Source organism: Chromobacterium alkanivorans (assembly GCF_016937655.1).
In the GTDB taxonomy this organism is placed as follows: Bacteria; Pseudomonadota; Gammaproteobacteria; order Burkholderiales; family Chromobacteriaceae; genus Chromobacterium; species Chromobacterium alkanivorans.
Map to the genome: position 1 here is coordinate 71,758 of NZ_JAFHKL010000008.1, position 22,432 is coordinate 94,189.

The following is a 22,432-nucleotide window of genomic DNA, read 5'->3' on the forward strand; positions in this document are numbered from 1 at the left end:
CATGTACCACTCGTACATTCCGCTTTCTCAACTGCAACCCCTTGTCGCGCGCTAGCCCGCGAAACTTTGAACAGATTCTTAAGGTGGCGCGTTCCTGACAGGAGCGTCGGCTTCCGTATCCGGCCGGGCCCGCCAGCCCGGCCTTGAACGGCGCGCGCTTTCCCGGCGCCCGCCGTTTTTCCTTTTTCTCTCTCCACCCCCGCCGTGCCGGAGCGCAAGCATCGGGGGGAGTTTCTGCGTCGCCGATTATCCTGATGTCCTTTTGTATTTAAATGCGTTCTTCTTGAATCTTTAAGTCCATCGAAATTCATTTTCCCTATTTATTTATTTTTGTTGATGAAATTGAATGATGTCCATGGTTATGTAGGATCATAACTTTTATGACGTTATTTTAGGACAAATCCTATATTTCAGAACTTATTGAAAACATAGAATCTTCCGCAGACTGTTAGAAAGTTTTGGCATTGGCGCGTGAGCGTCATTCGAATGTCGCGGCTTCATGCTTGCGGCTTTTTCAATCTGTAGGAGGCTTTACATGAAACTATCAAGCAAGAAGCAAGGGAAATTCATTCTGGCGGCGCTGGCAGCTTTCGCCGTCAGCCCGGTATTCGCCGACACCTTGTCCGGTCAGATCGACTTCACCGGCAAAGTGATTTCGGACTCTTGCCGTCTCAGCTCGCCTAATGGCGACGCCACCAGCATCAAGGTGGACATGGGTACGGTGTCGGTGGAGGACATCGGCACAGTGGCCAATCCCAAGTTCACTGGCGCTGGCAGCAAGCAGGTGGATTTCAACATCATCTGCTCCACTGCCAGCAAGGTGACGATGAACCTGGCCGGCACGGCGCCGGAAGTGCTGAGCGGCAACAACATCCTGCGCGTCAACAACGGTACTCAATCGGCGGGCTTCGCCCGCGGCGTGGGCATCGCCGTGTTCGACAGCGCCGTGGCGGCCAATCCCAAGGCCTATGACCTAACCAACGGGATCTTGCTGAAGGAAGACGCTGCCGGTGTAGCTGGCGAGGTCCGCCGCGTCAGCTTTGCCGCCGCCTATGTCACCACCGGGGCGACGCAGGTACCCGGCATCGCCAACGCCAGCCTGCCGTTTACGCTGACTTACGAGTAAAGCGCCGATGCGGCGCCGTCAGGCGCCAAGCGTCTGTTCCGGACCCACGGCATGAGATGGACGGTGCCGTGCGGACGGGATGGGCTCTGTCAGCAAGGAGGGCGGTTTGCCGCTCTCCGTTTCCCTCTCGCGTCCTGGGCCGTACCCGCCGCCTTGGAACCATTGTTGGACATCTCGTGGTCGCACTCATGAAAACCATTTTGTCCCTGGCGCTGACCTTGGCCATCAGCCCTGTCTGGGCCAGCATCGCCCTCAACGGCACCCGCGTCATCTTCGATGGCAAGGATAAGGAGGCCTCCATCGTCGTCAGCAATCTGGGCGAGGAAATTCTGGTCCAGTCCTGGCTGGAGCCGGCGGAAGGCCCGCCGGACGAGCTGCCGTTCGCGGTGACGCCGCCATTGGCGCGCTTGCCGGCCAAGCAGCAGCAACTGCTGCGCGTGTTGTATGAAGGCGCTGGCGCCGAGCCCGAGCGTGAATCGGTGTTCTGGTTGAATGTGCAGGAAATCCCCCAAGCGGCAAAGGGCGACAATGTGCTGCAGCTGGCGGTACGCCAGCGCATCAAGGTGTTCTTCCGGCCACCGGGCCTGGGCAGCGAGGCGGCTTTGCAAGCGCCGGAAGGCTTGCGCTGGAGCTTGCTCCAGGCCGAGGGCAAGCCGGTGCTGCGAGTGGACAACCCCAGCCGCTATCACGTGACGGTGGTGGACTTGAAACTCAAGGCCGGCGCCGGCGATAAAGAGCTGGCCAGCGCCTATATGGTGGCTCCGGGCGGCAGCGGGCAATGGTCGCTAAAGCCGTCCGCCGCCGGCGTGCAGCTGCATTACGGCATCATCAACGACTTCGGCGGCCATGTGGAGTACGAAGTGGCGCTGGGCGCCGGCCAGGATGGCCATCCCCGGCAGCGCGCGCCGCGCGTCCCTGGCCCTTGAGTCTGCCGCGCCAGCCCAGGATTGCCGATCCCCTTCTGACTGCAAAGCCCAACCATGCGTAAACGCCCAAACCGCTTGCCCTGGCATAAGCCTTCGCCCCAGCGCCGCTGCGCACTGAAACCCGGCTGCCTGGCCCTGCTGCTGGCGCTGGCGGAACTGGCCCGCGCCGAGGCGATGGAGGGCGGCATGCCGCCCGCGCCCGCCTTGTTGGCCTTCAACACCAACTTCATCAACGGCTCCGGCCGTCCGGCCGACTTGAGCGCGGTGCTGAGCGCCGGCAACGCCTTGTTGCCCGGCAGCTACCGGGTGGACGTGCTGGTCAACGACAACCTGACCGGACGCCGCGACGTCGTGTTCCGGCAAAACGCCGCCAGCGGCAAGGTGGAGCCCTGCATCGACGCAGACATGCTGCAAGCCGCCGGCGTGCTGTTGCAACGCCTGAGCCCGCCGCCGGCCGCCGACGACCCGGCCTGCCTGGACCTGCCCGCCTTGATGGAACAGGCGGCGGTGGATTACGACGCCAACCGGCTGCAACTGAAGCTCAGCATCCCCCAGGCCTTCCTCAACCGCAGCGTGCGCGGCTATATCGACCCGGCGCTGTGGGACGAGGGCGTGGCCGCCGCCTACGTCAACTACCAGTTCAGCGGCAATGACAGCCGCAGCAGCGAACCGGACGGCGTCAGCCGCCGCAGCGGCTTCCTCGGTCTGCAGAACGGCATCAATCTGGGCGTCTGGCGCTTGCGCAACGACAGCACCTTAAATTGGGCCGACGGCGAGAAAATGAAGGCGCGCAGCAACCGCAGCGTGCTGCAGCGCGATCTCATCGGCTGGAAAAGCCAGCTGGCGTTGGGCGAGCAATACACCGACTCCACCTTGTTCGACAGCGTGCGCTTCCGCGGCGCACAGCTGGCCAGCGACGACGCGATGCTGCCGGACGGCGAGCGCGGTTACGCGCCGGTGGTGCGCGGCCAGGCGCAAAGCAACGCGGTGGTGGAAGTGCGCCAGAATGGTTACATCTTGTACCGCGCCAATGTGCCGCCGGGGCCGTTCGAGCTGACCGACATCTTCCCGTCCGGCTCCAACGGCGACCTGGAAATCACCGTCACCGAGGCCGACGGCAGCCAGCGGGTTACGCATCAGACCTTCTCCAGCCTGCCCTTGATGCTGCGCAAGGGGCGCTGGCAGTACAGCGTCGCGCTCGGCGAGTACCAGGGCGGCCAGGATGTCCGCCCCAGTTTGGCCGCCGGCACCGTGGTCTACGGCATCGGCGACAACAGCACCGTGGCCGCGGGCTTTCAGTTCACGCCCAACTTTCAGGCCGTCAACCTGGGCGTGGGCACCAACACCCCGGTGGGCGCTTTGTCGCTGGACCTCACCCAGTCCAGCAGCCGGGTCCGGGGCGAGCGGCAGCAAGGGCAGAGTCTGCGGCTGCTGTATGCCAAGACCTTCACCCGCACCCTGACCAACTTGACGCTGGCCGCCTACCGCTACTCCACCTCCGGCTACCGCAGCTTCAACGACCACGCCAACGATCTTGCCGGCAACAGCCAGGGGCAGTTCGGCCGCAGCCGTTCGCGCATCGACCTGACCACCCAGCAAGACCTGGGCCGCGAGCGCCGTTTCGGCAGCCTGTATCTGAACCTGAGTCAGCAAAGCTATTGGGGACAGAGCGGAAGCACCGGCAGCGTGGGCCTGGGCTACGGCAACAACTGGAAACTGCTGGGCTACAACTTCACCTTCAGCCAGAACCGCGACAGCCGGCCCGGCGGCCGCAACAGCAATCAGGTGATGCTGACCTTCACCGTGCCCCTGGGGGCCAAGCCGCGCTCGCCGCGGCTGTACTCCAACCTCAGCCATACCTCAGGCAGCGGCTCCACGCTGCAAACCGGCGTCAGCGGCTATCTGAGCGAGGCCACTTCCTACTCGGCGCAGCTGGGCCACACCGGCCGCGACGGCAGCACCTCGGGCAGCTTCAGCGTCAACCACAACGCCGACTTCATGCAGCTGAGCGCGGCCTATAACGCGGGACGCCAGTACCACTCCACCAATATCGGCGCGTCCGGCGCCATCGTCGCCCACGGCGGCGGCGTCAACCTGAGCCGCACGGTGGGCGACACCTTCGCGCTGTTGCAGGTGGACGGCGTGTCCGGGCCGCCGTTGCGAACCGGCTCCGGCGGCGAACTGGGACGCAACGGTTACGCGGTGCAGCCGTATGCGCAGCCTTACCGCGTCAACACTCTGAGCCTGGACACCCGTCAGCTGGGGGCCGACGTGGAGATGGAGGACACGGTCAAGCTGGTGGTGCCGCGGCGCGGCGCCGTGGTCAAGGGCGTGTTCAAGGCCCGGCGCGGCCTGCGCGCCCAGTTCACCCTGTTGCGGCCGGACGGAGCGCCGGCGCCGTTCGGCGCCAGCGTGGAGGACGGCGACGGCAAGCCGCTGGGCATCGTCGACCCCAAGGGCCGAGTGCTGACCTTGCTGAAGCAGGAAACCGGGCGGATGACGGTGAAATGGCGCGATGGCCAGTGCGTGGCGGACTACCAGCTGCCGTCGGCCAAGCCCGGCCAGTATTACCAGCGACGGATCCTTAGCTGCAACTAGATCGAAACGAGAAGGCGTAAGAGATGAAGCGGGAAGTGAAACCAATAGAGGCCGGTTTGTCGGGAGGTAGGCAAGTTCAACGCGGGCTAAAGCGGGTTGTTGGCCAGGGGGGGCTGCTGCTGGCTTTGCTGTGGATCAGCCTGCCGGCTCAGGCCAAGATCAGCCGCTGTGACGATAGAGCCATTCTCTCCAATGTGGTCGAAGTGCCTGGCGTGCCGCTCAGCAGTTCGTCCAAGGCCGGCGATGTGTTGCACAGGCGGGTTTACGCCATCTCGGTGGGCTACACCGTGGTCAATCCCATCAATAATGACCGGATGCGCATGGGCGCAGGGTGGACTAGCTCCCCTGACTCCAGTCGATTCGACACGGTTGCCATTTTGCCAGGATTGGGCGTTCGCTGGCGTCATTTAGAAGGTGGTTTTGACGGCAGGATCATCTATGCCGGCCATGCACATGACAATACTTGGGCCCGGGGCGATGATTTTCCGCAGGCCGCGGGCAGCTACAGCAAGCAGGAATATTTTGTGCAGGAATTCGTTCTGACCGACCCCAAGCTTTACCAAGGTGGCACGGTGCTGATCATGCCGGCCGGTTTGAATATTATTGCGCATGGCACCGGCAGCGGCGCGAGCGAGGATGTGTCCAAAGGCTGCAATGATTCGACCCGGCTAGGGAGCGTGAAGACCCCCAAACTGGTTTACGCTTTCATCCTAGATAATTGGAGCGGAGGCACGCTGCCGCCTCTGCCCAAGCCTAGTTGCAAGGTGTCGCTGAGCTCGCAGCGGCAAGGCGTTGCGATGGACTCGATCAAGGTTTCCGGCCTGAAGCGCAAGGATGATGTGTCCCAGGGGCGCGTGTCGTTCAGCATCCGGCTGGAGGACTGTGCGATCAACGCCAAGCCGTCGATCAATTTCACTGATGCGGGCACTCCTTCCAATACCAGCCATACCTTGTTCGCCAATAACGTCAATGTCAGCGGCAGCGCCAAAGGACTAGGGGTGAGGCTGCGCCGCAATGGTCAGACCGACCTGTACTTTGGTCCGCCGGACAGCAGCGACAGCAGCCGTCGCATCCCACTGGGCACCGCCAGCAGCGATACGCCGGTGCTGACGCTGGACCTGAACGCCCACTACGTCCGCACCACCGACGCGGCGATCCAGCCGGGCGCTTTCTCTGCGACGGCCACGTTTGTCGTGTCCTATCCCTAGCTCGCGGCTTTCCTGAGACGCCTCGGCATTTTCGCGTGGCCGGCTACGGCCATTGTTTGCGCCGGGCATTGACGTGGACGACAGGGACGAAGCCGGCGGGGGAGGCGCGCTGAAAGAATGGGGCGCGGCGTTTTTCAGCGCAGGCCCGTCCAAGTGGCGGAGTTTGCAATGTGACGGAATGGAGCGTTGGCTAATGAAACAAACCCGAATCTGGTTGAGCGCCGGCCTTGTATCGCTGATGTTGCTTCTGGGCGACATGGCCCGCGCCGGGGCATGCGAGCCGGTCGACAATGCGCAGAGATTCAGTTTCGCCTTCAACAGGGTGTTTGCCACGCCGGAGGAAAACGCCACTGACGCCTTGTATCCCAACGCCTATGAATGGAACCTGGGACGCTTGTACTCCGGACGCTGCGCCTGCTCAGGCAGCACATTGCCGGGCGGCGTCTATTTTACGACTCGGACTTCGCTGGCCAAGGGCGCGAGCCGGGGGGTGAACGGGGTCAATGTTCAGTTTTACGAGATCAACCGCAACCTGCAGCTGGGCACTGAGATTTATCTTGCTGGGCTGGTGAAGGCCTTTAAACCGACGCCGTGGAGCCGCTTGTTCAATGAAAACACCGGCAGTTTCAATTGCAGTCAGGGCTCAGCGCTGGTGCCCAACTTCGAGACCGGCAGCCGAGGCCGGCTGCACCTGCTGATCAGCCGTCCCTTTGTCGGCGTCATCAATGTGCCGGAATTCAAGGTGTTGGACGTTTTCGGCTCGATGCATGACGCCGGCGCGGAACCGGTCAAGCCACTGGTGGGCCTGTTCATGAGCATGAGCGTGACGGTGCCGCAGAACTGCAAGCTGGCGCCCGGCCAGTCGACCTCCATAGACTTTGGCTCGCTGCTGGCATCCCAATTGGCCGTGCCTGGCGCCCCCAGGCAAGGCGCGGTGAGCCGCAGCTTTTACATTCAGTGCACCAATATCTCTGCCGGCGTGCGGATCAATCTGGCGTTGGAAGGGCGGCCGCACGGCCGCGACGCGCGTTATCTGGAAACCAGCCACCAGAACGTGGCGGTGGCGATGGAGAGCGGCGGCAAGCTGGTGCCGCCCACCGTGCCCGGCGCGCTGCCGGTCGGTAATCAGTTGATTCCGATCGCGCTGGATTACAACAATCTGCGCGCGCTGTTCGATTTGATCGCCTGGCCGGTGAAAATGACGGAGCGGCCGGCGCCGGGCGGCTTCCAGGGCAGCGCCACCTTGAAGTTCGACTTTGAATAGCGGCAGCGCTTAGAGCCTGTTCAAAGTCTCGCGAGCAAGGGCGAGACAAGGCGAAAACAAGCGAAAAAGCGGAATGTACACGTGGTACATGAGCATTTTGAGCTTGTACTCACCGTGCAACACTTCACGAAGCGCAGCAGACTTTGAACAGGTTCTTAGGGCCGGCTCAGCTCCACCGACCACTCCGGCCCGGAACCGATGCCGCGTTTGGCGGCGTAGCTGTCCATATTCAGCGCTAGCGACACGTCCAGCAGGCTGTTCAGATAGACCAGCGGCTGGCCGCTGGCCACTTCGCCGAAGGTATGGCGGTAGGGCGCCACCACCTCGTCCACCGGCTTGCCCTGTTTGAAGATGCGCACTTTCACCAGGTCGCCGGGGCGGAAGCCCTGGGCTTCGAACAGCTTCTTGGGGATATTGGTCCATACATTGCCGTATTGCGGGTCCAGCACCGGAATCATGCCCTTGATCCGCTCGCCGGCGGCTTCGGCGCGCTGATACTGCAGCTTGACCACGGCGGCGGCCGGCAGCGGCGGGCCCACTTCCTCGAAGCGGATCTTGCCGGCGGCCAGCCGCGCGCCGGTGTAGGCGTAGACGTCGCGGCCGTGGAAGGTGTAGGAATCCGCCGAGCCTTGCAGGCGGTTGGTTTTCTCGTCGATGCGGCGCAGCTCGGCCACGCCGTCGCGTTCGGCGATCAGGGTCAGCAGGCCGTTGTTGGGATTGACGAAGTAGCGGCCGTCGCGGGTTTTCAGCGCCACCGACTGGCGTTCGGTGCCGACGCCGGGGTCCACCACCGACACGAACACCGTGCCCTTGGGCCAGTAGTTGGCGGTCTGGTACAGCCGGTAGGCGCCGCTCCAGATGTCGTAATCGGGAATCTCGTGGGTCAGGTCGGACAGCGTCAGCTTGGGGTCCACCGAGTAGGCGACGCCGCGCATCGCCGACACCGCGCCGTCCTTGAGGCCAAAGTCCGTCATCAGCACCAGCGGCGCGTCCGCGCGCGCCAGGCCGGCCAGCAGCAGGCCGGCGGCCAGCCAGAGGCGGGCGTGTTGGAATAGCTTCATTCTTCTTCTCCTAAAGAACCTGTTTACGATCTGCTGCGCGTCGGCAGGATGGATAGAAAAGGGCGTTGAAAACCTCTTCAGAAATGCTCATGTACCACTCGTACATTCCGCTTTCTCAGCCGTTTTCGCCTTGTCTCGCCTTAGCTCGCGAGATCGTAAACACGTTCTAAGTGTTTTCTTGTGTTCAAAAGGTGGTTCGTGGTCTGGCGGAGCCTGCCAGCGCCAGCGCTGTCAAACCTCGTCCGAGCGCAGCCTCTGCACGCCGGCGGCCAGCATCTGCGCCCAGGCGCTGCTGAGCGAGCCGTTCAGATTGATGCCGCGGCAGGCGTCGTCCACCACCGTGGTTTCCAGGCCGGCGGCGCGCGCGTCCAGCGCGCTCCAGGCCACGCAGTAGTCGGTGGCGAGCCCGGCCAGCCATACCCGCTTGACGCCGCGCTCGGCCAGGTAGCCGGCCAGGCCGGTGGGCGTCTGGCGGTCCGCTTCGACGAAGGCGGAATAACTGTCCAGCGCCGGGTTGCAGCCCTTGCGGATGATCAGCTGGGCAGGGCTGGTGTCCAGGTCCGGGTGGAAGGCCGCGCCGTGGCTGCCGGCCACGCAGTGGTCCGGCCACAGCGTCTGCTCGCCATAAGGCAGCGTGATGCTGTCGAAGGGCTGCGTGCCGGGGTGCTGGCTGGCGAAGGAAACATGTTTGGCCGGATGCCAGTCCTGGGTCAGGATCACCCGGTTGAAGAACTGCATCATGTGGTTGATCAGCGGCACGATCTGATCGCCGTCGGCCACCGCCAGCTCGCCGCCGGGACAAAAACTGTTCTGCACGTCCACCACGATCAAAGCGCAATCGTCGCCGTAGCGTTTCAGGGGCATAGCGTTTTCCTGCAAGGGTTCTCAGCCTTTCTTGTTACCACGCGGCCGCCGGCGCGGTAAAGCCCGGCGCTGTGACAATCGCGAAAAAATGGTTTGCCATATATACCCTGTGGGGGTATATAATTCAGCCCAGGAGGTCATCATGACAGCAAGCACCGTGGATTTGCCGATTGAGGGCATGAGTTGCGCGGCCTGCGCCGCCAGGATTGAAAAACAGTTGAACCGGCTGGACGGGGTGGAGGCGGCGGTCAATTTCGCCAGCGAATCCGCCAAGGTCTCGTTCGACCCGGTCAAAACCCCGCCGCAAACGCTGGTGGACACCATCGCCAAGACCGGCTTCGCCGTGCCGCGCCGGCAGGCGGAGCTGGACATCCAGGGCATGACCTGCGCCGCCTGCGCCGGCCGCATCGAGAAGGTACTGAACCGGCTGCCGGGCGTGTCCGCCCAGGTCAACTTCGCCAGCGAGACCGCCCGCGTCGATTACGTGGCCGGCCTGGCCGACGAGGCGGCGCTGATCGCCGCGGTGAGCCGCGCCGGCTACCAGGCCGCGGCCAAGGCCGGGCCGGGCGACGACACGCTGGCCGCCGAGCACGCGCGCCGCTACCGGCGCGAGCGGCTGTGGTTCGCGTTCTCCGCCTTGCTGACGTTGCCTTTCGTGATCGAGATGGCGGCGATGTTCAGCGGCGGCCACCATGGCTGGCTGCCGCGTTACTGGCAGCTGGCGCTGGCCACGCCGGTGCAGTTCGTCGTCGGCTGGCGCTTCTACAAGGGAGCCTGGGCGGCGCTGCGCGGCGGCGGCGCCAATATGGATGTGCTGGTGGCTCTGGGCACCAGCATGGCCTGGCTGTTGTCGGCGGCGGTGACGCTGCTGGGGCTGGAAGGCCAGCATGTCTATTTCGAAGCCAGCGCCTCGGTGATCACCCTGGTGCTGCTGGGCAAGCTGCTGGAAGCGCGCGCCAAGGGCAAGACTTCGGCTGCGATCGAGGAACTGATCCGGCTGGCGCCCAAGACCGCCCGCGTCGAGCGCGAGGACGGCCGGGTGGAGGAGGTGGCGGTCACCGCGCTGCGGCAGGGCGACCTGGTGGTGGTGCGCCACGGCGAAACCCTGCCGGTGGACGGCGAGGTGGTGGACGGCGCGGCGGCGCTGGACGAGAGCATGCTGACCGGCGAAAGCCTGCCGGTGGCCAAGCGCGTCGGCGACAGCGTTTACGCCGCCACCCGCAACCAGGACGGCATGTTGAAGGTGCGCGCCACCGGCGTGGGCGGCGACACCCAACTGGCCGAGATCGTGCGTCTGGTCAGCGCGGCCCAGGGTTCGAAAGCGCCGATCCAGCAATTGGCGGACGTGATTTCCGGCGTGTTCGTGCCGGTGGTGGTGGGCATCAGCCTGCTGACCTTCGTCATCACCGGCCTGTGGTTGCAGGATTGGTCGGCGGCGCTGATCCACGCGGTGGCGGTGCTGGTGATCGCCTGCCCGTGCGCGCTGGGCCTGGCCACGCCGACGGCGGTGATGGTGGGCGTGGGCAACGGCGCGCGGCGCGGCATTCTGTTCCGCAACGCCACCGCGCTGGAGCTGGCCAGCCAGGTGGGGGTGTTGCTGGTGGACAAGACCGGCACCCTGACCGAGGGCAAGCCGCAAGTGAAACAAGTGCTGCCGCTGGCGGCGGACGCGGACCTGGTGTTGCAGCTGGCGGCCAGCGTGGAGGCCGGTTCGGAACACCCGCTGGCGCGCGCCATCCTGCAGCAGGCGCAACAGCAGGGCCTGCCCTTGCTGCCGGTCAGCGGTTTCGCCGCCCAGGTGGGGCAGGGGGTGCAGGCGGAAGTGGCCGGCCACGGCCTAGTGCGAGCCGGCGTGCCCGGCTGGCTGGGCGAGCAGGCGCTGAGCGTCGCCTTGCCCTTGCAGCAGGCGGGCAACACCGTGGTGGCGGTGGCGCGCGGCGATGAGCTGCTGGGCCTGCTGGCCATCGCCGACCGCATCCGCCCCAGTTCGGCCCGGGCGGTGGCGCAGTTGCAGCAGATGGGCATACGGGTGGCGATGCTGACCGGCGACAATCCGGCCACCGCCGCCGGCATCGCCGCGGAGGCCGGCATCCGCGACTACCGCGCCGAGGTGAAGCCGCAGGACAAGGCGGCGGAAGTGCGGCGCTGGCAGGCGCAGGGCTTCAAGGTGGCGATGATGGGCGACGGGGTCAACGACGCGCCGGCGCTGGCCGCCGCCGACGTCAGCCTGGCGATGGGCGCCGGCTCGGACGTGGCGATCGAGGCCGCCGACATCACCCTGATGCACGGCGACCTGATGCACGCGGTGGACGCGATCCGGCTATCGCGCGCCAGCCTGCGCAAAATCCGGCAGAATCTGTTGTTTGCCTTCATCTACAACGTGATGGGGATTCCGCTGGCGGCGCTGGGCATGTTGAACCCGGTGATCGCCGGCGCGGCGATGGCGATGAGTTCGGTATCGGTGGTGAGTAACTCGCTGCTGTTGCGGCGCTGGAAATAAGAACCTGTTTACGATCTGCTGCGCGTTGGCGATACGGCGTTAAAAACCGCTTCGAAATGCTCATGTACCACTTGTACATTCCGCTTTCTCAGCGGTTTTCGCCTTGTCTCGCCTTAGCTCGCGAGATCGTAAACACGTTCTAAGAGCCTGTTCAGTGTCTGCTGCGTTTCCGAGACATTGAACAAGTTCTAAAACCACAGCAGCATGGGGTGGGGAAATTTTGAATTTTTTCAGGAGAAAGCAATGTCCGAATTGATCATGAAAGTGGATGGCATGACCTGCCAGGGTTGCGTGAAAAGCGTCAGCGGCGTGCTCAGCGGCATGGCCGGCGTCAGCGAGGCCGAGGTGAGCCTGGAGGCGAAGCAGGCCAAGGTGGTGTACGACGCGGAGATCGTGTCGCCGGAGGAGCTGGCGGCGGCGGTGGAGGACGCGGGCTTCGACGTGACGCGCTGACGCTTTGACGGTCAGTGTGGCGGAACAGGGCATGGCTTGCGGGCCGTGCCCTGTTTGCTTGTCCGCCGCTGGCAAGCATTCGGTCTCCAGCGTGATTGCTCATTGAGTTTCTCAGCGGCCTTGCTACCGGGAGAGAAGATGGCAAGATATTGTTTTCCAATGATCTTGGCAGGTTGACGGCTTGGAGAGAGGGTGCCAGCATCGGGCTATACTTGGCTGGCAGAGGTCAACGATGAGCGTCGAGAAAACCATAGAGAAAATGAGGCAGTCGGCGGGCAGCCTCAGCTTCGATGAACTCGTGGCCGTGTGCGACGCCATGTTTGGCAAGGGCCGCATCAAGGGCAGCCATCATATCTACAAGATTCCGGGGATTCCAGGAGGCGTTAACATCCAAGACAATGGCCACGGCAAAGCGAAAGCGTACCAGGTGAAGCAGGTGCTGAAGGCTATTGAGAAGGTTAAAGGAGCGGAAGATGGACTATAGACACTACTCGTACCGAGTCGTCTGGTCGCCGGAAGACGAGGAGTATGTTGGGCTCTGCGACGAGTTTCCATTGTTGTCGCATCTGGACAGCACCCAGGAAAAGGCCTTGCACGGCATCGTCTTATTGGTAAAGGACGTATACGAGCAGATGAAGGAAGAGCGCCAGCCTCTGCCGGAGCGCTTGAGCGCTTGAATCGACGCAGCTTCTCCCCCGCCCGCCGGCGGGTTGATTTTATCCGCCGTCCCTTGGCGCATCGTTTTTACGATTCCTCCTCCCCCAACACGCCGAACTCCACCGGCGTCTTCACGTAAAACACCCTGATTCCGGCGGCGGCGAGAGCGGCCAGCAGCCGTTCGGCCTCGTCGGCGCTGAGCACCAGCGTGACTTCCTCCGGCTGGTCCGCCAGATCGAAGAAGTGGGCGGAATGCAGCCGGCGGTGGCGGCCGTAGCCTTCGCTGGCGGCGAACAGCGTGGCGCCGCGGAGGTTCAGCCGCCGCGCCTGTTGAACTATCCATTCCGCCAGCGGCTGGCCGTCGTGGCTGTGGTCCTGCTGGGTGAAGAAAGAGAGTTGATAGCCTTGCATGGCGCGGGTCTCCGGAGGCTACAGTTCGATCAGCATGCCTTCGCGCAGCGGGCAGACGCGCAGGCCGTTCGGGTACTCCGAGCGCAGCTGTTCCAGCAGGTGTTCGCGGCAGCCGGGGTCGATGTGGCTGATCCACAGATGGGTGTTGGCCGGCAGCAGCGGCAGGAAGGGCAGCAGCAGCATGGGCGTCATATGGCCCTGGCGCGCGGCTTCGCCCTGGCGCTCGTCGGTATAAGTCAGCTCGCAGATCACATCGGTCAGCGAGGGCACATTGGCCACCCATTGCCAGAAGGCCGGGCAGGGGCCGCTGTCGCCGCTGAAGGCCAGCGCGCGCCAGCTGCCCTCTATCAGCCAGCCCAGCGCCGGCACGCTGTGATTGGCCGGCAGCGCGGTGGCCAGGCCTTCGCCTATCGGCAGCGCGTAGCCGGGCTCCACCGGCTGCAGCCGCAGCCAGGGCTGTTCGACGCTGGGCTGGCGGGTGTAGTCCGGCCACAGCTCGCCGTTGAACAGATGGGCGCGCAGCGCGTCCAGCGTTTCCTGCTGGCTGTAGACGGTGATGCCGGGGCCGCGGCGGCTGGCGTGGACGTCGGCCAGCAGCGGCAGGCAGCCGCAGTGGTCGGCGTGGCTGTGAGTGAGCAAGACCTGGCGGATGGACAGCATCTCGTCCGCGCGCAGGCTGGTGACGCCGGTGCCGCAGTCTATCAGGGTGTCTTCGTCTATCAGGAAGCTGGTGGTGTGGCCGGGATGGCCGATGCAGGCGGCGGCGCCGAGAACCTTGATGTGCATGGGTTTCTCCTGGTTGCGGCCGTTGACCGGCCGGGCATGGCCGGTCCGCCGCTGCAAACATGGAAACGATCTGCTGCCCGCCCCGCCTTGAGTGGGCGCCCGCGCCGTTAAAGTCCGGCCGGCTTTAATCTATTCATTGTAGACAAGCCGGCGGACGCTTGCGCGGGACGAGCTCAGCGCACGATGCCTACTGGGTAGAGGAAGCGGTTGCTGTCGGCGAACGGCGTCTGCTCATAGAACCAGTTGAGCCGGGCGTTGCGGTCCTTGGCGAACTTGGGATCCTTGAGCCTGGCCTGGAAGGCCTGGCGCAAGGCCGGGCTTTCCGCCAGCATGCGCCGCGCCATCGGTTCCATCACATAGGCTTCCGGCGCTTCCGCCGAGGTGAGGTTGGCGTTGAAGAAGCCCCAGTGCAGGAAGGAGTCCGGGCTGGCCGGCTCCAGCAGCAGCATCGCCAGCGTTCCCAAGGGCTGCTGCGGGTCCACCACCACGGAGCCGGCAGGGTAGGTGACTTTGCGCTGCAGCGGGCTGGGCTTGCCGTCTATCAGCAGGCGGCCTTCGTAGCCGGGAATCTTGTCGGCGGATTCGCGGTCCGGTTCGAACGGCGTGCCCAGTTTGATGTCGTCCAGCCGGTAGACGGTGACGTCCAGCGCTTCCGGCCGGCTCAGTTCGCGCAGCTGGATGCCGTGGGCGCGCAGCCGGGTGATCACCTCGTGCCATTGCGCCGGCACCACATAGGCCTTGGGCCGCGCGGCGATTAGGTCCGGCACCGTCAGCGGGGTGATGGGCAGCCGGTAGTCGCGCGGCTGATTGCTCCAGCGCATGATCTTGTCGCCGGTGATAGGGGAGGGCACCTTGTCGAACTTGACGCCCTTGAAGTCCACCAGCTTGGGCTTGCCCTCGGCCTCCTTCCAGCTCAGCGTCACCGGGTCCGGCCGGGCGGCGCGGTCCTTGGCGATGGCGGCGCGCAGGCCGTCGTAATGGCGGGACACGCTGTCGAAGATGGCGCGGTAGAGCACGTAGTTGCCCAGCACTTGCTGCTTGTAGGGCTTGAGCGCGTGCAGCTCCACCAGGATGGCGGGGATGCCGCGGGCGTCGGCGTACTGGTTGGAGAAGCGCGCCAGATCGCTGTAGTACGGGTAATAGCCCTTGTCGGGGTTCTCGTTGTCGTTCATCGAGATGCAGACATTGGGTTCGTGGCCGTAGCGGCGCAGTTCGCGGTAGACCTCGGGCGTCATCACTCGGTCCATCCAGCGGCTGGATTCGGGCGACCAGCCCTGGCCGTTGTTGCAGTAGGTGACGTCGTACTGGTAGTTGACGCCGTCGGTGCTGTGGGTGTCGATGAAGAAGTCCGGCTGGTAGTCGGTGAGCGCGCGCGCCACGTTGCGGATTTCCGGGCTGTCCAGCTTGGTGAAGTCGCGGTTCAGGTTGAGGTTGCGGCCGTTGACGCGCCAGCCGGTCTGCTCAGGCCCGTTCTGGTTGATGCGGCCGTATTTGCCGTAGCGCATGTCGCCGTCCACGTTGACGGTGGGGACGAACAGCAGGTTGACCTTGGACAGCAGCGCGTCGTCGCGGATCAGCAGGTCGCGGATCAGCATCAGCCCGGCGTCCTTGCCGTTGGCTTCGCCCGGGTGGATGCCGGCTTGCACGTAGATCAGCGGCTTGCCGCTGGCGCGCAGGCCCTGCGGCGATTTGTCGGCGGCGGCGGACACCACCGCCATCATCATCTCGCGGCCCTGGTCGGTTTTCTCCGTCATCGGGGCCAGCTTGAGCAGCGCCGGCTTGGCGGCGGCCAGCTTTTGCAGATAGGCGATGGTTTCCGGATAGGCCGGCGTGTGCTGGAAGCCGCTGGCCTCCAGCGGCGTGGCCCACGGGTCGTCCGCCTTGGCGGCGAAGCGCTGGCTGTCGCCCTGCCAGGGGATGTCGGGAGGCAGTACGCGCTGGCGCGCGGCGGACAGGTATTGGCTGTCGTCGACATAGTCCGGCGCGGCCGGAACGGCGTGCGCGGGCGGGCTGAGGTGCAGGGCGGCGAAGGCGGAAACGATGGCGAGGCGTAGCGGCAAGTGCATGATGATTATCCTGATTGTCCGAGACCGAAACAGGCTACGCCTGCCCGGCCGGCGCGCGCACGGGCTGTTGCATGGCGGCTTGACCGGGATCAAGCCGGCGGCCGCCGGCGATGCTACAGCGCGATGACGCTGTGGAATAGTCGGTTTCAATATATGCTGACGGCACATTTTGGCTGCAAGCCGGCCAAGATTCAAATCAAAGGGGAAAGCAGAATGAAGACAGCCATCATCCGTTTGACCGCCGCCGCGCTGCTGTCCGGCGCCGCGTCCGCCGCGGACATTCCCATGCGCGATTTTTTCCGCAATCCGGAGAAAAGCGGTTTTTCGATCTCGCCGGACGGCATGAGCGTCGCCTACCTGGCGCCGTGGGAGGCGCGGCGCAATATCGTGGTGCGCCGGCCGGGCCAGCCGGAGCGGCGCGTCACCGCGGTGAAGGACCGCGATCTGGCCGGCTATTTCTGGAAGGGCAATCAGCGGCTGGTGTATCTCAAGGACAGCGGCGGGGATGAGAATTTCCACTTGTTCGCCGTGGACCTGGCCAGCGGCGACAGCCGCGATCTGACGCCGTTTCCCGGCGTGCGCGCCGAGATCGTCGACGAGTTGATAGACCGCGACGACGAAGTGCTGGTGGGGCTGAACAAGCGCAATCCGGAGTTGTTCGACGTCTACCGGCTCAATCTGAAAACCGGGGAGCTGAAGCTGGAGGCGGAAAACCCCGGCAAGGTGGTGAGTTGGGACACCGATCACGACGGCAATGTCCGCATCGCCGTCACCTCGGACGGGGTCAACCGCAGCGTGTTGTACCGCGACGAAGCGGGCGGGCCGTTCCGTCCGCTGATGACCACCTCCTTTCGCGACAGCTTCAATCCGCTGTTCTTCACTTTCGACAATCAGCGTTTCTACGCCGCCAGCAATCTGGGGCGGGACAAGAGCGCCATCGTCGAGTTCGATCCCAAAACCGGCAAGGAAGCGCGTCAGATTTACCGCCGCGACGACGTGGACGTGCGCAGCCTGGCATTTTCCCACAAGCGCAAGGTGATCACCTGCGCCCGTTTCGAGACCGACAAACCGGGCCGGCGATGCTTCGACGAGAAGAGTGCGGCCTTGCTGGCCAAGCTGGAGGCGCGCTTCCCCGGCTACCAGGTGGATATCCAGTCCGCCGACCGCGATGAAAACCGCTTCGTGGTGGCGGTGTGGAACGACAGGACCCGTGGCCGCAGTTATTGGTACGACGAGGCCGAGGACAAGCTGGAGCTGCTGGCCGAGATCGCGCCCTGGCTGAAAGAGAGCGAGATGGCGGCGATGCGGCCGGTGCAGTACCGCAGCCGCGACGGCTTGTTGATCAACGGCTATCTGACCCTGCCCAAGGGCAAGGAGAACGCCAAGGGCCTGCCGGTGATCGTCAATCCGCACGGCGGCCCGTGGGCGCGCGACAGCTGGCGCTTCAACCCGGAGGTGCAGTTCTTCGCCAGCCGCGGCTGGGCGGTGCTGCAGATGAACTTCCGCGGTTCCACCGGCTATGGCCGCGATTTCTGGCAGGCCTCGTTCAAGCAATGGGGCGGCGCCATGCAGGACGATGTCAGCGACGGCGTGCAGTGGCTGATCAAGCAGGGGGTGGCCGATCCCAAGCGCGTCTGCATCTACGGCGGCAGCTACGGCGGCTACGCCACGCTGGCCGGCATCACCAAGACGCCGGAGCTGTACCGCTGCGCGGTGGACTACGTGGGCGTGTCCAATCTGTTCACCTTCATGACCACCATTCCGCCGTACTGGAAGCCGATGCTGGACATGATGTACGAAATGGTGGGCGACCCGGTCAAGGACAAGGCGATGATGCGCGAGCGCTCGCCGGTGTTCCAGGTGGACCGCATCCAGGCGCCCCTGCTGGTGTTGCAGGGGGCCAAGGATCCGCGGGTCAACATCGACGAATCCAACCAGATCGTCAACGCTTTGAAACAACGCGGCGTGGAGGTGGAATACATGGTCAAGGACAACGAGGGCCACGGCTTCCACAACGAGGAAAACCGCTTCGACGCCTACGGCGCGATGGAGCGCTTCTTCCGCAAGCATCTGGATTGAGCCGGTCCGGCGGAACCGCCCTCGCCGCAAGGCCGGGGCGGTTTTTCACGCTTCCGGCTCGGGGCCGGTTTACGCTGGCAAACCGGTACTCAGCCGGCCGGCAGACTCCAGCGCCTGTCGCTCCAGCGGCCCAGCCACTGCAGGCCGCCGCAGACCAGGAAATAAGCCAGCGCGATGAAGGCGAAGATTTCCAGCGGATAGACCTGTTCGCGGTTATTGACCTGGGTGGCGACGAAGGTGAACTCGGCCACGCCCACCACATAGGCCAGCGAGCTGTCCTTGATCAGGGTGATCCACTGATTGACGAAGGAGGGCAGCATCATGCGCAGCGCCTGCGGTAGCACGATCAGCCGCAGCGTCTGCCAGCGGTCCAGGCCCAGCGACAGCCCGGCCGCCCACTGGCCCGGGCCGATGGCGGCGATGCCGGCCTGCACCGACTGGCTCAGATAGGCGGCGTTGATCAGCGCCAGCGCCAGCACCACGGTGAGCACGCCGGGGATGTCCACGCCGAACAGGATGGGCAGCAGGAAATAGCACCAGAAGATCAGCATCAGCACCGGGACGGCGCGCAGCAGCGCCACCAGCGCGGCCAGCGCGCGGCGCGGGCCGGGCCCGCCCATGACCAGGGCGACGCCGCCGGCCAGGCCCAGCAGGCTGGCCAGCGCGCCGGCGGCGGCGCTGATGGCCAGGGTCAGCAGCAGGCCGCCGGGTTCGCCGTTGGCCAGATTGCCCCACAGCAGATAATCGAGATTGTCCTGAATCACCGGCGGCATCATCGCGGCGCCCTCCATGCCGGCTCGCCGCGCTGGCTCAGCGCCTGGGTCAGCAACACCAGCAGCAGATAGGCGACGGTGGCGACGGCGAAGGCCTGGAAGGCGAGCAGGGTTTCGGTTTCCACCTGGCGCGAGGTATAGGACAGCTCGGCCACGCCTATGGCCATCGCCAGCGAAGTGTTCTTCACCACCGCGGTGTACTGGCCGACCAAGGGCCGGCGCGCCAGCGCCCAGGCCTGCGGCAGCACCACCCAGCGGAATTCCTGCCAGCCGTTCATGCCTAGCGCGCGCGCCGCCTGGCGCTGGCCGGCGGCGACGCCGCGCAGCCCGGCCTGCAGTTCGCCGCAGATGAAGCTGGCGCTGTACAGGGTCAGGCCCACCAGCGCGGCCAGGAATTCGAAGGACGGCCACGGCAGCGCCAGGCCGCCCGGCAAGGGCAGGCTGCGCGGGGTATTCAGCCACAGCATGGCGGTTTCCGGCAGCAGGCCGGCCACGCCGAAATACCACAGCAGCAGCTGTACCATCAGCGGGGTGTTGCGGTGCAGGCTGACCCAGAAGCCGGCGCCATGGCTCAGCGCGCGCCAGCGCGATTCCAGCGCCGCGGTCAGCAGCATGCCGAGCACGGTGGCGGCGGCGCAGACCAGCAGGGCCAGCCAGCCGGTGAGCAGCGCGCCCTTGAGCAGCCAGCCCAGATAATGAGGCTCCAGCCAGTGGTGGCCGAGCCAGGATGGGGGATTCATTGCTTGCAGTCCTGTATTGCCAGAGCGGACCGCCGTTCAGCGCCGGCGGCGCCTAAAACGGCGAAACCGCCGGGCATGCCCGGCGGCTGAATGAGGGAAGCGAGACGCTCTTTATAACTTAGCTGGCTTCGCCGATCTTGAAGTCCCTGGGCAGCGGCGCCTTGGTGGCCGGGCCGAACCACTGATTGTAGATCTTGGCGGCCTGGCCGGATTTTTCCAGTTCCAGCAGGCTGTCGTTGACCGCCTTCAGCAGGCGCGCTTCGCCCTTGGGCAGACCGATGGCCTGGTATTCGCGGGTCAGGGTGAAGGGCGCCAGTTCAAACTTGGCCTTGTCCGGCGAGTTGGCCAGCAGCGCGGCCAGCTTGGAGCCGTCCTGGCTGATGGCCTGGACATTGCCGTTGCGCAGCGCGGTGAAGGCCAGCGGGGTGTCGTCGTAAGCCACCACGGTGGTCTTCGGGTATTTGTCGCGCAGGTTCACTTCCTGGGTGGTGCCCTTGTCCACGCCCACGCGCAGGCCGGCCAGCTGCTCCGGCTTTTGCAAGGAGCCTTTGCGGGCGATGAACTGCTGGCCGGAGGCGAAGTAGGGCAGGCTGAACGCCACTTGCTTCTTGCGCTCGTCGGTGACGGTGAAGTTGGCGGCCACCAGGTCGGCCTTGCCGGACACCAAGAGCGGTACGCGGTTGGCCGGATTGGTGGGGATCAGGCTGAGCTTGACGCCCAGCTTCTTGGCGATGTGCTGGGCCACGTCCACGTCCAGGCCGGAAATCTGGCGGGTCTTGGCGTCGAGGAAGCCGAAGGGCGGGTTGCTGTCGAAGGCGGCGACGCGCAGCACGCCGGCTTTCTTGATGTCGTCCAGACGGTCGGCCCAGGCGGCGCCGGCGGCGGTGCTCAAGGCGATGGCCAATGCGATGGCGTGTTTCATGATGATGCCCCTTGTCTGAGACGCGCCGCGGGTTTCGTTCGCGCCGGCTGGCGGCGCGTTTTCAGAAGATGCCGGCGCATCGTGATTCCGAGAAATTTCCTGCCATGGATAAGCCCATGACATGCGATGGGATGATGCTAAGGCATCCGGCAAATTCTTGGAAATTATTAAAAATTAGTCTTATATATTAATTTGTTTTGATGGTGTGATTTTCATCATCGGAACAATGCCTTGTCCGCATTGAGGCCGCGGCGGCGGCGGGCCGGTATTTTTGTTCGAGGTAGGATTGCCAAACAATTTCCTTTGCCGCGCTTTTCTGCAATCGGCATAATCGTGGTTTCCGTGCGTTTCCCTTGGTGGGCGCGCCGGCTGATTTACAACTTTTCTTGACGACTGTGATGACTGGCGTGCCAGCGCGCCGGACGGATCGGACGAGCCAAAGCCGAAATGCCCAGCATCTATCAACTCAAATCCCGCTTTCAGGACCTGCTGCGCCCCTTGCTGCGCGGCCTGGTCGCCGTAGGCGTCACCGCCAACCACGTCACGCTCGGCGCCATGCTGGCCTCCGTCGCCTACGGCGGCTGGCTGGCCTGCCAGCCGGGACGGGCGCTGCCCTGGCTGCTGTTGCCGCTCTTCCTGTTCCTGCGCATGGCCTTGAACGCCATTGACGGCATGCTGGCGCGCGAGCACGGCCAGAAGTCTAGGTTGGGCGGCATCCTCAACGAGGTGGGCGACGTGGTGTCCGACGCCGCGCTCTATCTGCCCTTCGCCCTGCTGCTGGCGCAGCCGGCCTGGGCGGTGCTGGCGGTGGCGCTGGCCTTGCTGACCGAGTTCGTCGGCGTGCTGGGGCCCAGCCTGGGCGCGACGCGGCGCTACGACGGCCCGATGGGCAAGAGCGACCGCGCCTTTGTGTACGGCGCCTACGCGTTGCTGCTGAGCCTGTGGCCGCAGGCGGCGGCCTGGGGCGGCTGGGTGTTTGGACTGAGCGCCGCCTTGATGGCGCTGACCTGCGTCAACCGGGCGCGGGCCATTTTGAAAGAGGGCGAGCATGTTTAAACCGCTGTTGCCGCAGGCATTGATCTGGGCGCTGGGCGCCGTATTCGCGTTGCTGGTGATCGCCAGCGTCGCCGTCCGCGTGCTGGAAAGCCGCTCGCCGCAGAAGAACTGGCTGGAATTGAAGCTGCGCATCCGCACCTGGTGGTGGATCGTCGCCTGCTTCTCCTTGACCCTGTTGGGCAATGTGCCGCTGGCCTTGGTGGTGTTCGCGCTGATCAGCTTCCTGGCGCTGAAGGAATATCTGACGCTGTGCGCCACCCGCACCGCCGACCACGTGGTGCTGTTCTGGGCCTATCTGAGCATCCCGCTGCAGTATTACTGGCTGGGCGTCCACTGGTACGGCATGTTCATCATCTTCATCCCGGTCTACATCTTTCTGTTCCTGCCGATGCGCATGGTGCTGATCGGCGAGACCCAGGGCTTCCTCAAGGCCGCCGCCTCGCTGCAATGGGGGCTGATGATCTGCGTGTTCTGCCTGAGCCATATGGCGGCGGTGCTGACCCTGCCGCAGCTGACCCATATCGGCGAGCCGGCCCAGGGCGCGATGCTGCTGTTCTACCTGGTGGCGCTGACCCAGCTCAACGATGTGGCGCAATACCTGTGGGGCAAGGCCTTCGGCCGGCGCAAGGTGGCGCCCAAGGTGTCGCCCAACAAGACGCTGGAAGGCTTCCTCGGCGGCGCGCTGACCACCTGCCTGCTGGGCTGGCTGCTGGGGCCGCTGCTGACGCCGTTCTCGCCGCTGCACGCGGCGCTGGCCGGCCTGCTGATCGGGGTGATGGGCTTTATCGGCGACATCGTGATTTCCGCGGTGAAGCGCGACATCGGGGTCAAGGACTCCGGCCGCCTGCTGCCCGGCCACGGCGGGGTGCTGGACCGGCTGGATTCGCTGACCTATACCGCGCCGCTGTTCTTCCACTATGTCCACTATTTGTACTTCTGAGC

General features: G+C 64.7%; 20 protein-coding genes. 12 read left to right on the forward strand and 8 right to left on the reverse strand.

All coding sequences use genetic code 11. The annotated features are described in order from the left end of the window. Positions 1 to 535: 535 nt before the first annotated feature. From JW897_RS15130 to JW897_RS15150, 5 genes are all read left to right on the forward strand, one after another. Positions 536 to 1,126, forward strand: a complete 591-nt coding sequence (locus JW897_RS15130) for a fimbrial protein (RefSeq protein ID WP_053077185.1) — start codon at positions 536 to 538, stop codon at positions 1,124 to 1,126. A gap of 188 nt (positions 1,127 to 1,314) precedes the next feature. Next, complete coding sequence (locus tag JW897_RS15135; RefSeq protein WP_205466817.1) at positions 1,315 to 2,052, forward strand: fimbrial biogenesis chaperone; 738 nt, start codon at positions 1,315 to 1,317, stop codon at positions 2,050 to 2,052. A 54-nt stretch (positions 2,053 to 2,106) separates the two neighbouring features. Then, on the forward strand, positions 2,107 to 4,650 hold the full coding sequence (locus JW897_RS15140) for a fimbria/pilus outer membrane usher protein (protein WP_205466818.1): 2,544 nt from the start codon (positions 2,107 to 2,109) through the stop codon (positions 4,648 to 4,650). 23 nt (positions 4,651 to 4,673) lie between these two features. Further along, entirely contained in the window at positions 4,674 to 5,858 is a 1,185-nt protein-coding gene (locus JW897_RS15145) for a fimbrial protein (RefSeq protein WP_205466819.1), read from the forward strand. 193 nt (positions 5,859 to 6,051) lie between these two features. Beyond that, positions 6,052 to 7,122 (forward strand): fimbrial protein, encoded by a 1,071-nt coding sequence (locus JW897_RS15150; RefSeq protein WP_205466820.1) that lies wholly within the window; start codon positions 6,052 to 6,054, stop codon positions 7,120 to 7,122. A 155-nt stretch (positions 7,123 to 7,277) separates the two neighbouring features. Here JW897_RS15150 and JW897_RS15155 read toward each other — a convergent pair whose 3' ends face one another. Further along, the gene (locus tag JW897_RS15155) at positions 7,278 to 8,183 is read right to left on the reverse strand and encodes an SAM hydrolase/SAM-dependent halogenase family protein (protein ID WP_205466821.1); all 906 of its coding nucleotides are present in this window, start codon (positions 8,181 to 8,183) and stop codon (positions 7,278 to 7,280) included. A 231-nt stretch (positions 8,184 to 8,414) separates the two neighbouring features. Further along, positions 8,415 to 9,047: a bifunctional nicotinamidase/pyrazinamidase gene (gene pncA, locus JW897_RS15160; RefSeq protein WP_205466822.1), complete on the reverse strand. Its 633-nt coding sequence runs from the start codon at positions 9,045 to 9,047 to the stop codon at positions 8,415 to 8,417. Positions 9,048 to 9,189: 142 nt separating this feature from the next. Here pncA and JW897_RS15165 point away from each other — a divergent pair, with 142 nt between their 5' ends. The 4 genes from JW897_RS15165 to JW897_RS15180 all read left to right on the forward strand — a co-directional run bounded on the left by JW897_RS15165 (position 9,190) and on the right by JW897_RS15180 (position 12,677). Beyond that, positions 9,190 to 11,547, forward strand: a complete 2,358-nt coding sequence (locus JW897_RS15165) for a heavy metal translocating P-type ATPase (RefSeq protein WP_205466823.1) — start codon at positions 9,190 to 9,192, stop codon at positions 11,545 to 11,547. A 243-nt stretch (positions 11,548 to 11,790) separates the two neighbouring features. After that, positions 11,791 to 12,000 carry a heavy-metal-associated domain-containing protein gene (locus JW897_RS15170; RefSeq protein WP_019102750.1) on the forward strand — a complete coding sequence of 70 codons (210 nt, stop codon included), beginning with the start codon at positions 11,791 to 11,793 and terminating at the stop codon, positions 11,998 to 12,000. Positions 12,001 to 12,232: 232 nt separating this feature from the next. Then, positions 12,233 to 12,484: a type II toxin-antitoxin system HicA family toxin gene (locus JW897_RS15175; RefSeq protein ID WP_205466824.1), complete on the forward strand. Its 252-nt coding sequence runs from the start codon at positions 12,233 to 12,235 to the stop codon at positions 12,482 to 12,484. Continuing rightward, a complete protein-coding gene (locus JW897_RS15180) occupies positions 12,474 to 12,677 on the forward strand; it encodes a hypothetical protein (protein ID WP_205466825.1) in 204 nt (67 codons plus the stop codon). The genes JW897_RS15175 and JW897_RS15180 overlap by 11 nt, the downstream gene beginning before the upstream one ends. A gap of 67 nt (positions 12,678 to 12,744) precedes the next feature. On the opposite strand, the gene JW897_RS15185 is transcribed toward JW897_RS15180, so the two are convergent. The 3 genes from JW897_RS15185 to JW897_RS15195 all read right to left on the reverse strand — a co-directional run bounded on the left by JW897_RS15185 (position 12,745) and on the right by JW897_RS15195 (position 15,920). Continuing rightward, a complete protein-coding gene (locus JW897_RS15185) occupies positions 12,745 to 13,068 on the reverse strand; it encodes a DUF190 domain-containing protein (RefSeq protein ID WP_205466826.1) in 324 nt (107 codons plus the stop codon). Between the two features lie 18 nt (positions 13,069 to 13,086). Beyond that, complete coding sequence (locus JW897_RS15190) at positions 13,087 to 13,854, reverse strand: 3',5'-cyclic-nucleotide phosphodiesterase (protein ID WP_048412498.1); 768 nt, start codon at positions 13,852 to 13,854, stop codon at positions 13,087 to 13,089. A 173-nt stretch (positions 13,855 to 14,027) separates the two neighbouring features. After that, positions 14,028 to 15,920, reverse strand: a complete 1,893-nt coding sequence (locus JW897_RS15195; RefSeq protein WP_205466827.1) for a M14 family metallopeptidase — start codon at positions 15,918 to 15,920, stop codon at positions 14,028 to 14,030. A 213-nt stretch (positions 15,921 to 16,133) separates the two neighbouring features. Between JW897_RS15195 and JW897_RS15200 the strand changes: the two genes are divergently transcribed. After that, positions 16,134 to 17,999, forward strand: a complete 1,866-nt coding sequence (locus JW897_RS15200) for a S9 family peptidase (protein ID WP_205466828.1) — start codon at positions 16,134 to 16,136, stop codon at positions 17,997 to 17,999. A gap of 89 nt (positions 18,000 to 18,088) precedes the next feature. Here the strand turns inward: JW897_RS15200 and JW897_RS15205 are convergent, their stop codons facing one another. The 3 genes from JW897_RS15205 to JW897_RS15215 all read right to left on the reverse strand — a co-directional run bounded on the left by JW897_RS15205 (position 18,089) and on the right by JW897_RS15215 (position 20,434). Next, complete coding sequence (locus tag JW897_RS15205) at positions 18,089 to 18,775, reverse strand: amino acid ABC transporter permease (RefSeq protein ID WP_048412607.1); 687 nt, start codon at positions 18,773 to 18,775, stop codon at positions 18,089 to 18,091. Continuing rightward, the gene (locus JW897_RS15210) at positions 18,772 to 19,512 is read right to left on the reverse strand and encodes an amino acid ABC transporter permease (RefSeq protein ID WP_205466829.1); all 741 of its coding nucleotides are present in this window, start codon (positions 19,510 to 19,512) and stop codon (positions 18,772 to 18,774) included. Before JW897_RS15210 ends, JW897_RS15205 begins: the two co-directional genes overlap by 4 nt. A 118-nt stretch (positions 19,513 to 19,630) precedes the next feature. Beyond that, positions 19,631 to 20,434 carry an ABC transporter substrate-binding protein gene (locus JW897_RS15215; protein ID WP_240352227.1) on the reverse strand — a complete coding sequence of 268 codons (804 nt, stop codon included), beginning with the start codon at positions 20,432 to 20,434 and terminating at the stop codon, positions 19,631 to 19,633. A 447-nt stretch (positions 20,435 to 20,881) separates the two neighbouring features. Here JW897_RS15215 and JW897_RS15220 point away from each other — a divergent pair, with 447 nt between their 5' ends. Further along, complete coding sequence (locus JW897_RS15220) at positions 20,882 to 21,490, forward strand: CDP-alcohol phosphatidyltransferase family protein (protein ID WP_205466831.1); 609 nt, start codon at positions 20,882 to 20,884, stop codon at positions 21,488 to 21,490. Then, complete coding sequence (locus JW897_RS15225) at positions 21,483 to 22,430, forward strand: phosphatidate cytidylyltransferase (RefSeq protein WP_156187736.1); 948 nt, start codon at positions 21,483 to 21,485, stop codon at positions 22,428 to 22,430. The genes JW897_RS15220 and JW897_RS15225 overlap by 8 nt, the downstream gene beginning before the upstream one ends. Positions 22,431 to 22,432: the final 2 nt, after the last annotated feature.

Bases quoted from the DNA above. Each gene is read 5' to 3' on its own strand.
- JW897_RS15130 (WP_053077185.1), top strand. From the start codon at position 536: ATGAAACTATCAAGCAAGAAGCAAGGGAAATTCATTCTGGCGGCGCTG.
- JW897_RS15135 (WP_205466817.1), top strand. From the start codon at position 1,315: ATGAAAACCATTTTGTCCCTGGCGCTGACCTTGGCCATCAGCCCTGTC.
- JW897_RS15140 (WP_205466818.1), top strand. From the start codon at position 2,107: ATGCGTAAACGCCCAAACCGCTTGCCCTGGCATAAGCCTTCGCCCCAG.
- JW897_RS15145 (WP_205466819.1), top strand. From the start codon at position 4,674: ATGAAGCGGGAAGTGAAACCAATAGAGGCCGGTTTGTCGGGAGGTAGG.
- JW897_RS15150 (WP_205466820.1), top strand. From the start codon at position 6,052: ATGAAACAAACCCGAATCTGGTTGAGCGCCGGCCTTGTATCGCTGATG.
- JW897_RS15155 (WP_205466821.1), bottom strand. From the start codon at position 8,183: ATGAAGCTATTCCAACACGCCCGCCTCTGGCTGGCCGCCGGCCTGCTG.
- pncA (WP_205466822.1), bottom strand. From the start codon at position 9,047: ATGCCCCTGAAACGCTACGGCGACGATTGCGCTTTGATCGTGGTGGAC.
- JW897_RS15165 (WP_205466823.1), top strand. From the start codon at position 9,190: ATGACAGCAAGCACCGTGGATTTGCCGATTGAGGGCATGAGTTGCGCG.
- JW897_RS15170 (WP_019102750.1), top strand. From the start codon at position 11,791: ATGTCCGAATTGATCATGAAAGTGGATGGCATGACCTGCCAGGGTTGC.
- JW897_RS15175 (WP_205466824.1), top strand. From the start codon at position 12,233: ATGAGCGTCGAGAAAACCATAGAGAAAATGAGGCAGTCGGCGGGCAGC.
- JW897_RS15180 (WP_205466825.1), top strand. From the start codon at position 12,474: ATGGACTATAGACACTACTCGTACCGAGTCGTCTGGTCGCCGGAAGAC.
- JW897_RS15185 (WP_205466826.1), bottom strand. From the start codon at position 13,068: ATGCAAGGCTATCAACTCTCTTTCTTCACCCAGCAGGACCACAGCCAC.
- JW897_RS15190 (WP_048412498.1), bottom strand. From the start codon at position 13,854: ATGCACATCAAGGTTCTCGGCGCCGCCGCCTGCATCGGCCATCCCGGC.
- JW897_RS15195 (WP_205466827.1), bottom strand. From the start codon at position 15,920: ATGCACTTGCCGCTACGCCTCGCCATCGTTTCCGCCTTCGCCGCCCTG.
- JW897_RS15200 (WP_205466828.1), top strand. From the start codon at position 16,134: ATGAAGACAGCCATCATCCGTTTGACCGCCGCCGCGCTGCTGTCCGGC.
- JW897_RS15205 (WP_048412607.1), bottom strand. From the start codon at position 18,775: ATGATGCCGCCGGTGATTCAGGACAATCTCGATTATCTGCTGTGGGGC.
- JW897_RS15210 (WP_205466829.1), bottom strand. From the start codon at position 19,512: ATGAATCCCCCATCCTGGCTCGGCCACCACTGGCTGGAGCCTCATTAT.
- JW897_RS15215 (WP_240352227.1), bottom strand. From the start codon at position 20,434: ATGAAACACGCCATCGCATTGGCCATCGCCTTGAGCACCGCCGCCGGC.
- JW897_RS15220 (WP_205466831.1), top strand. From the start codon at position 20,882: ATGCCCAGCATCTATCAACTCAAATCCCGCTTTCAGGACCTGCTGCGC.
- JW897_RS15225 (WP_156187736.1), top strand. From the start codon at position 21,483: ATGTTTAAACCGCTGTTGCCGCAGGCATTGATCTGGGCGCTGGGCGCC.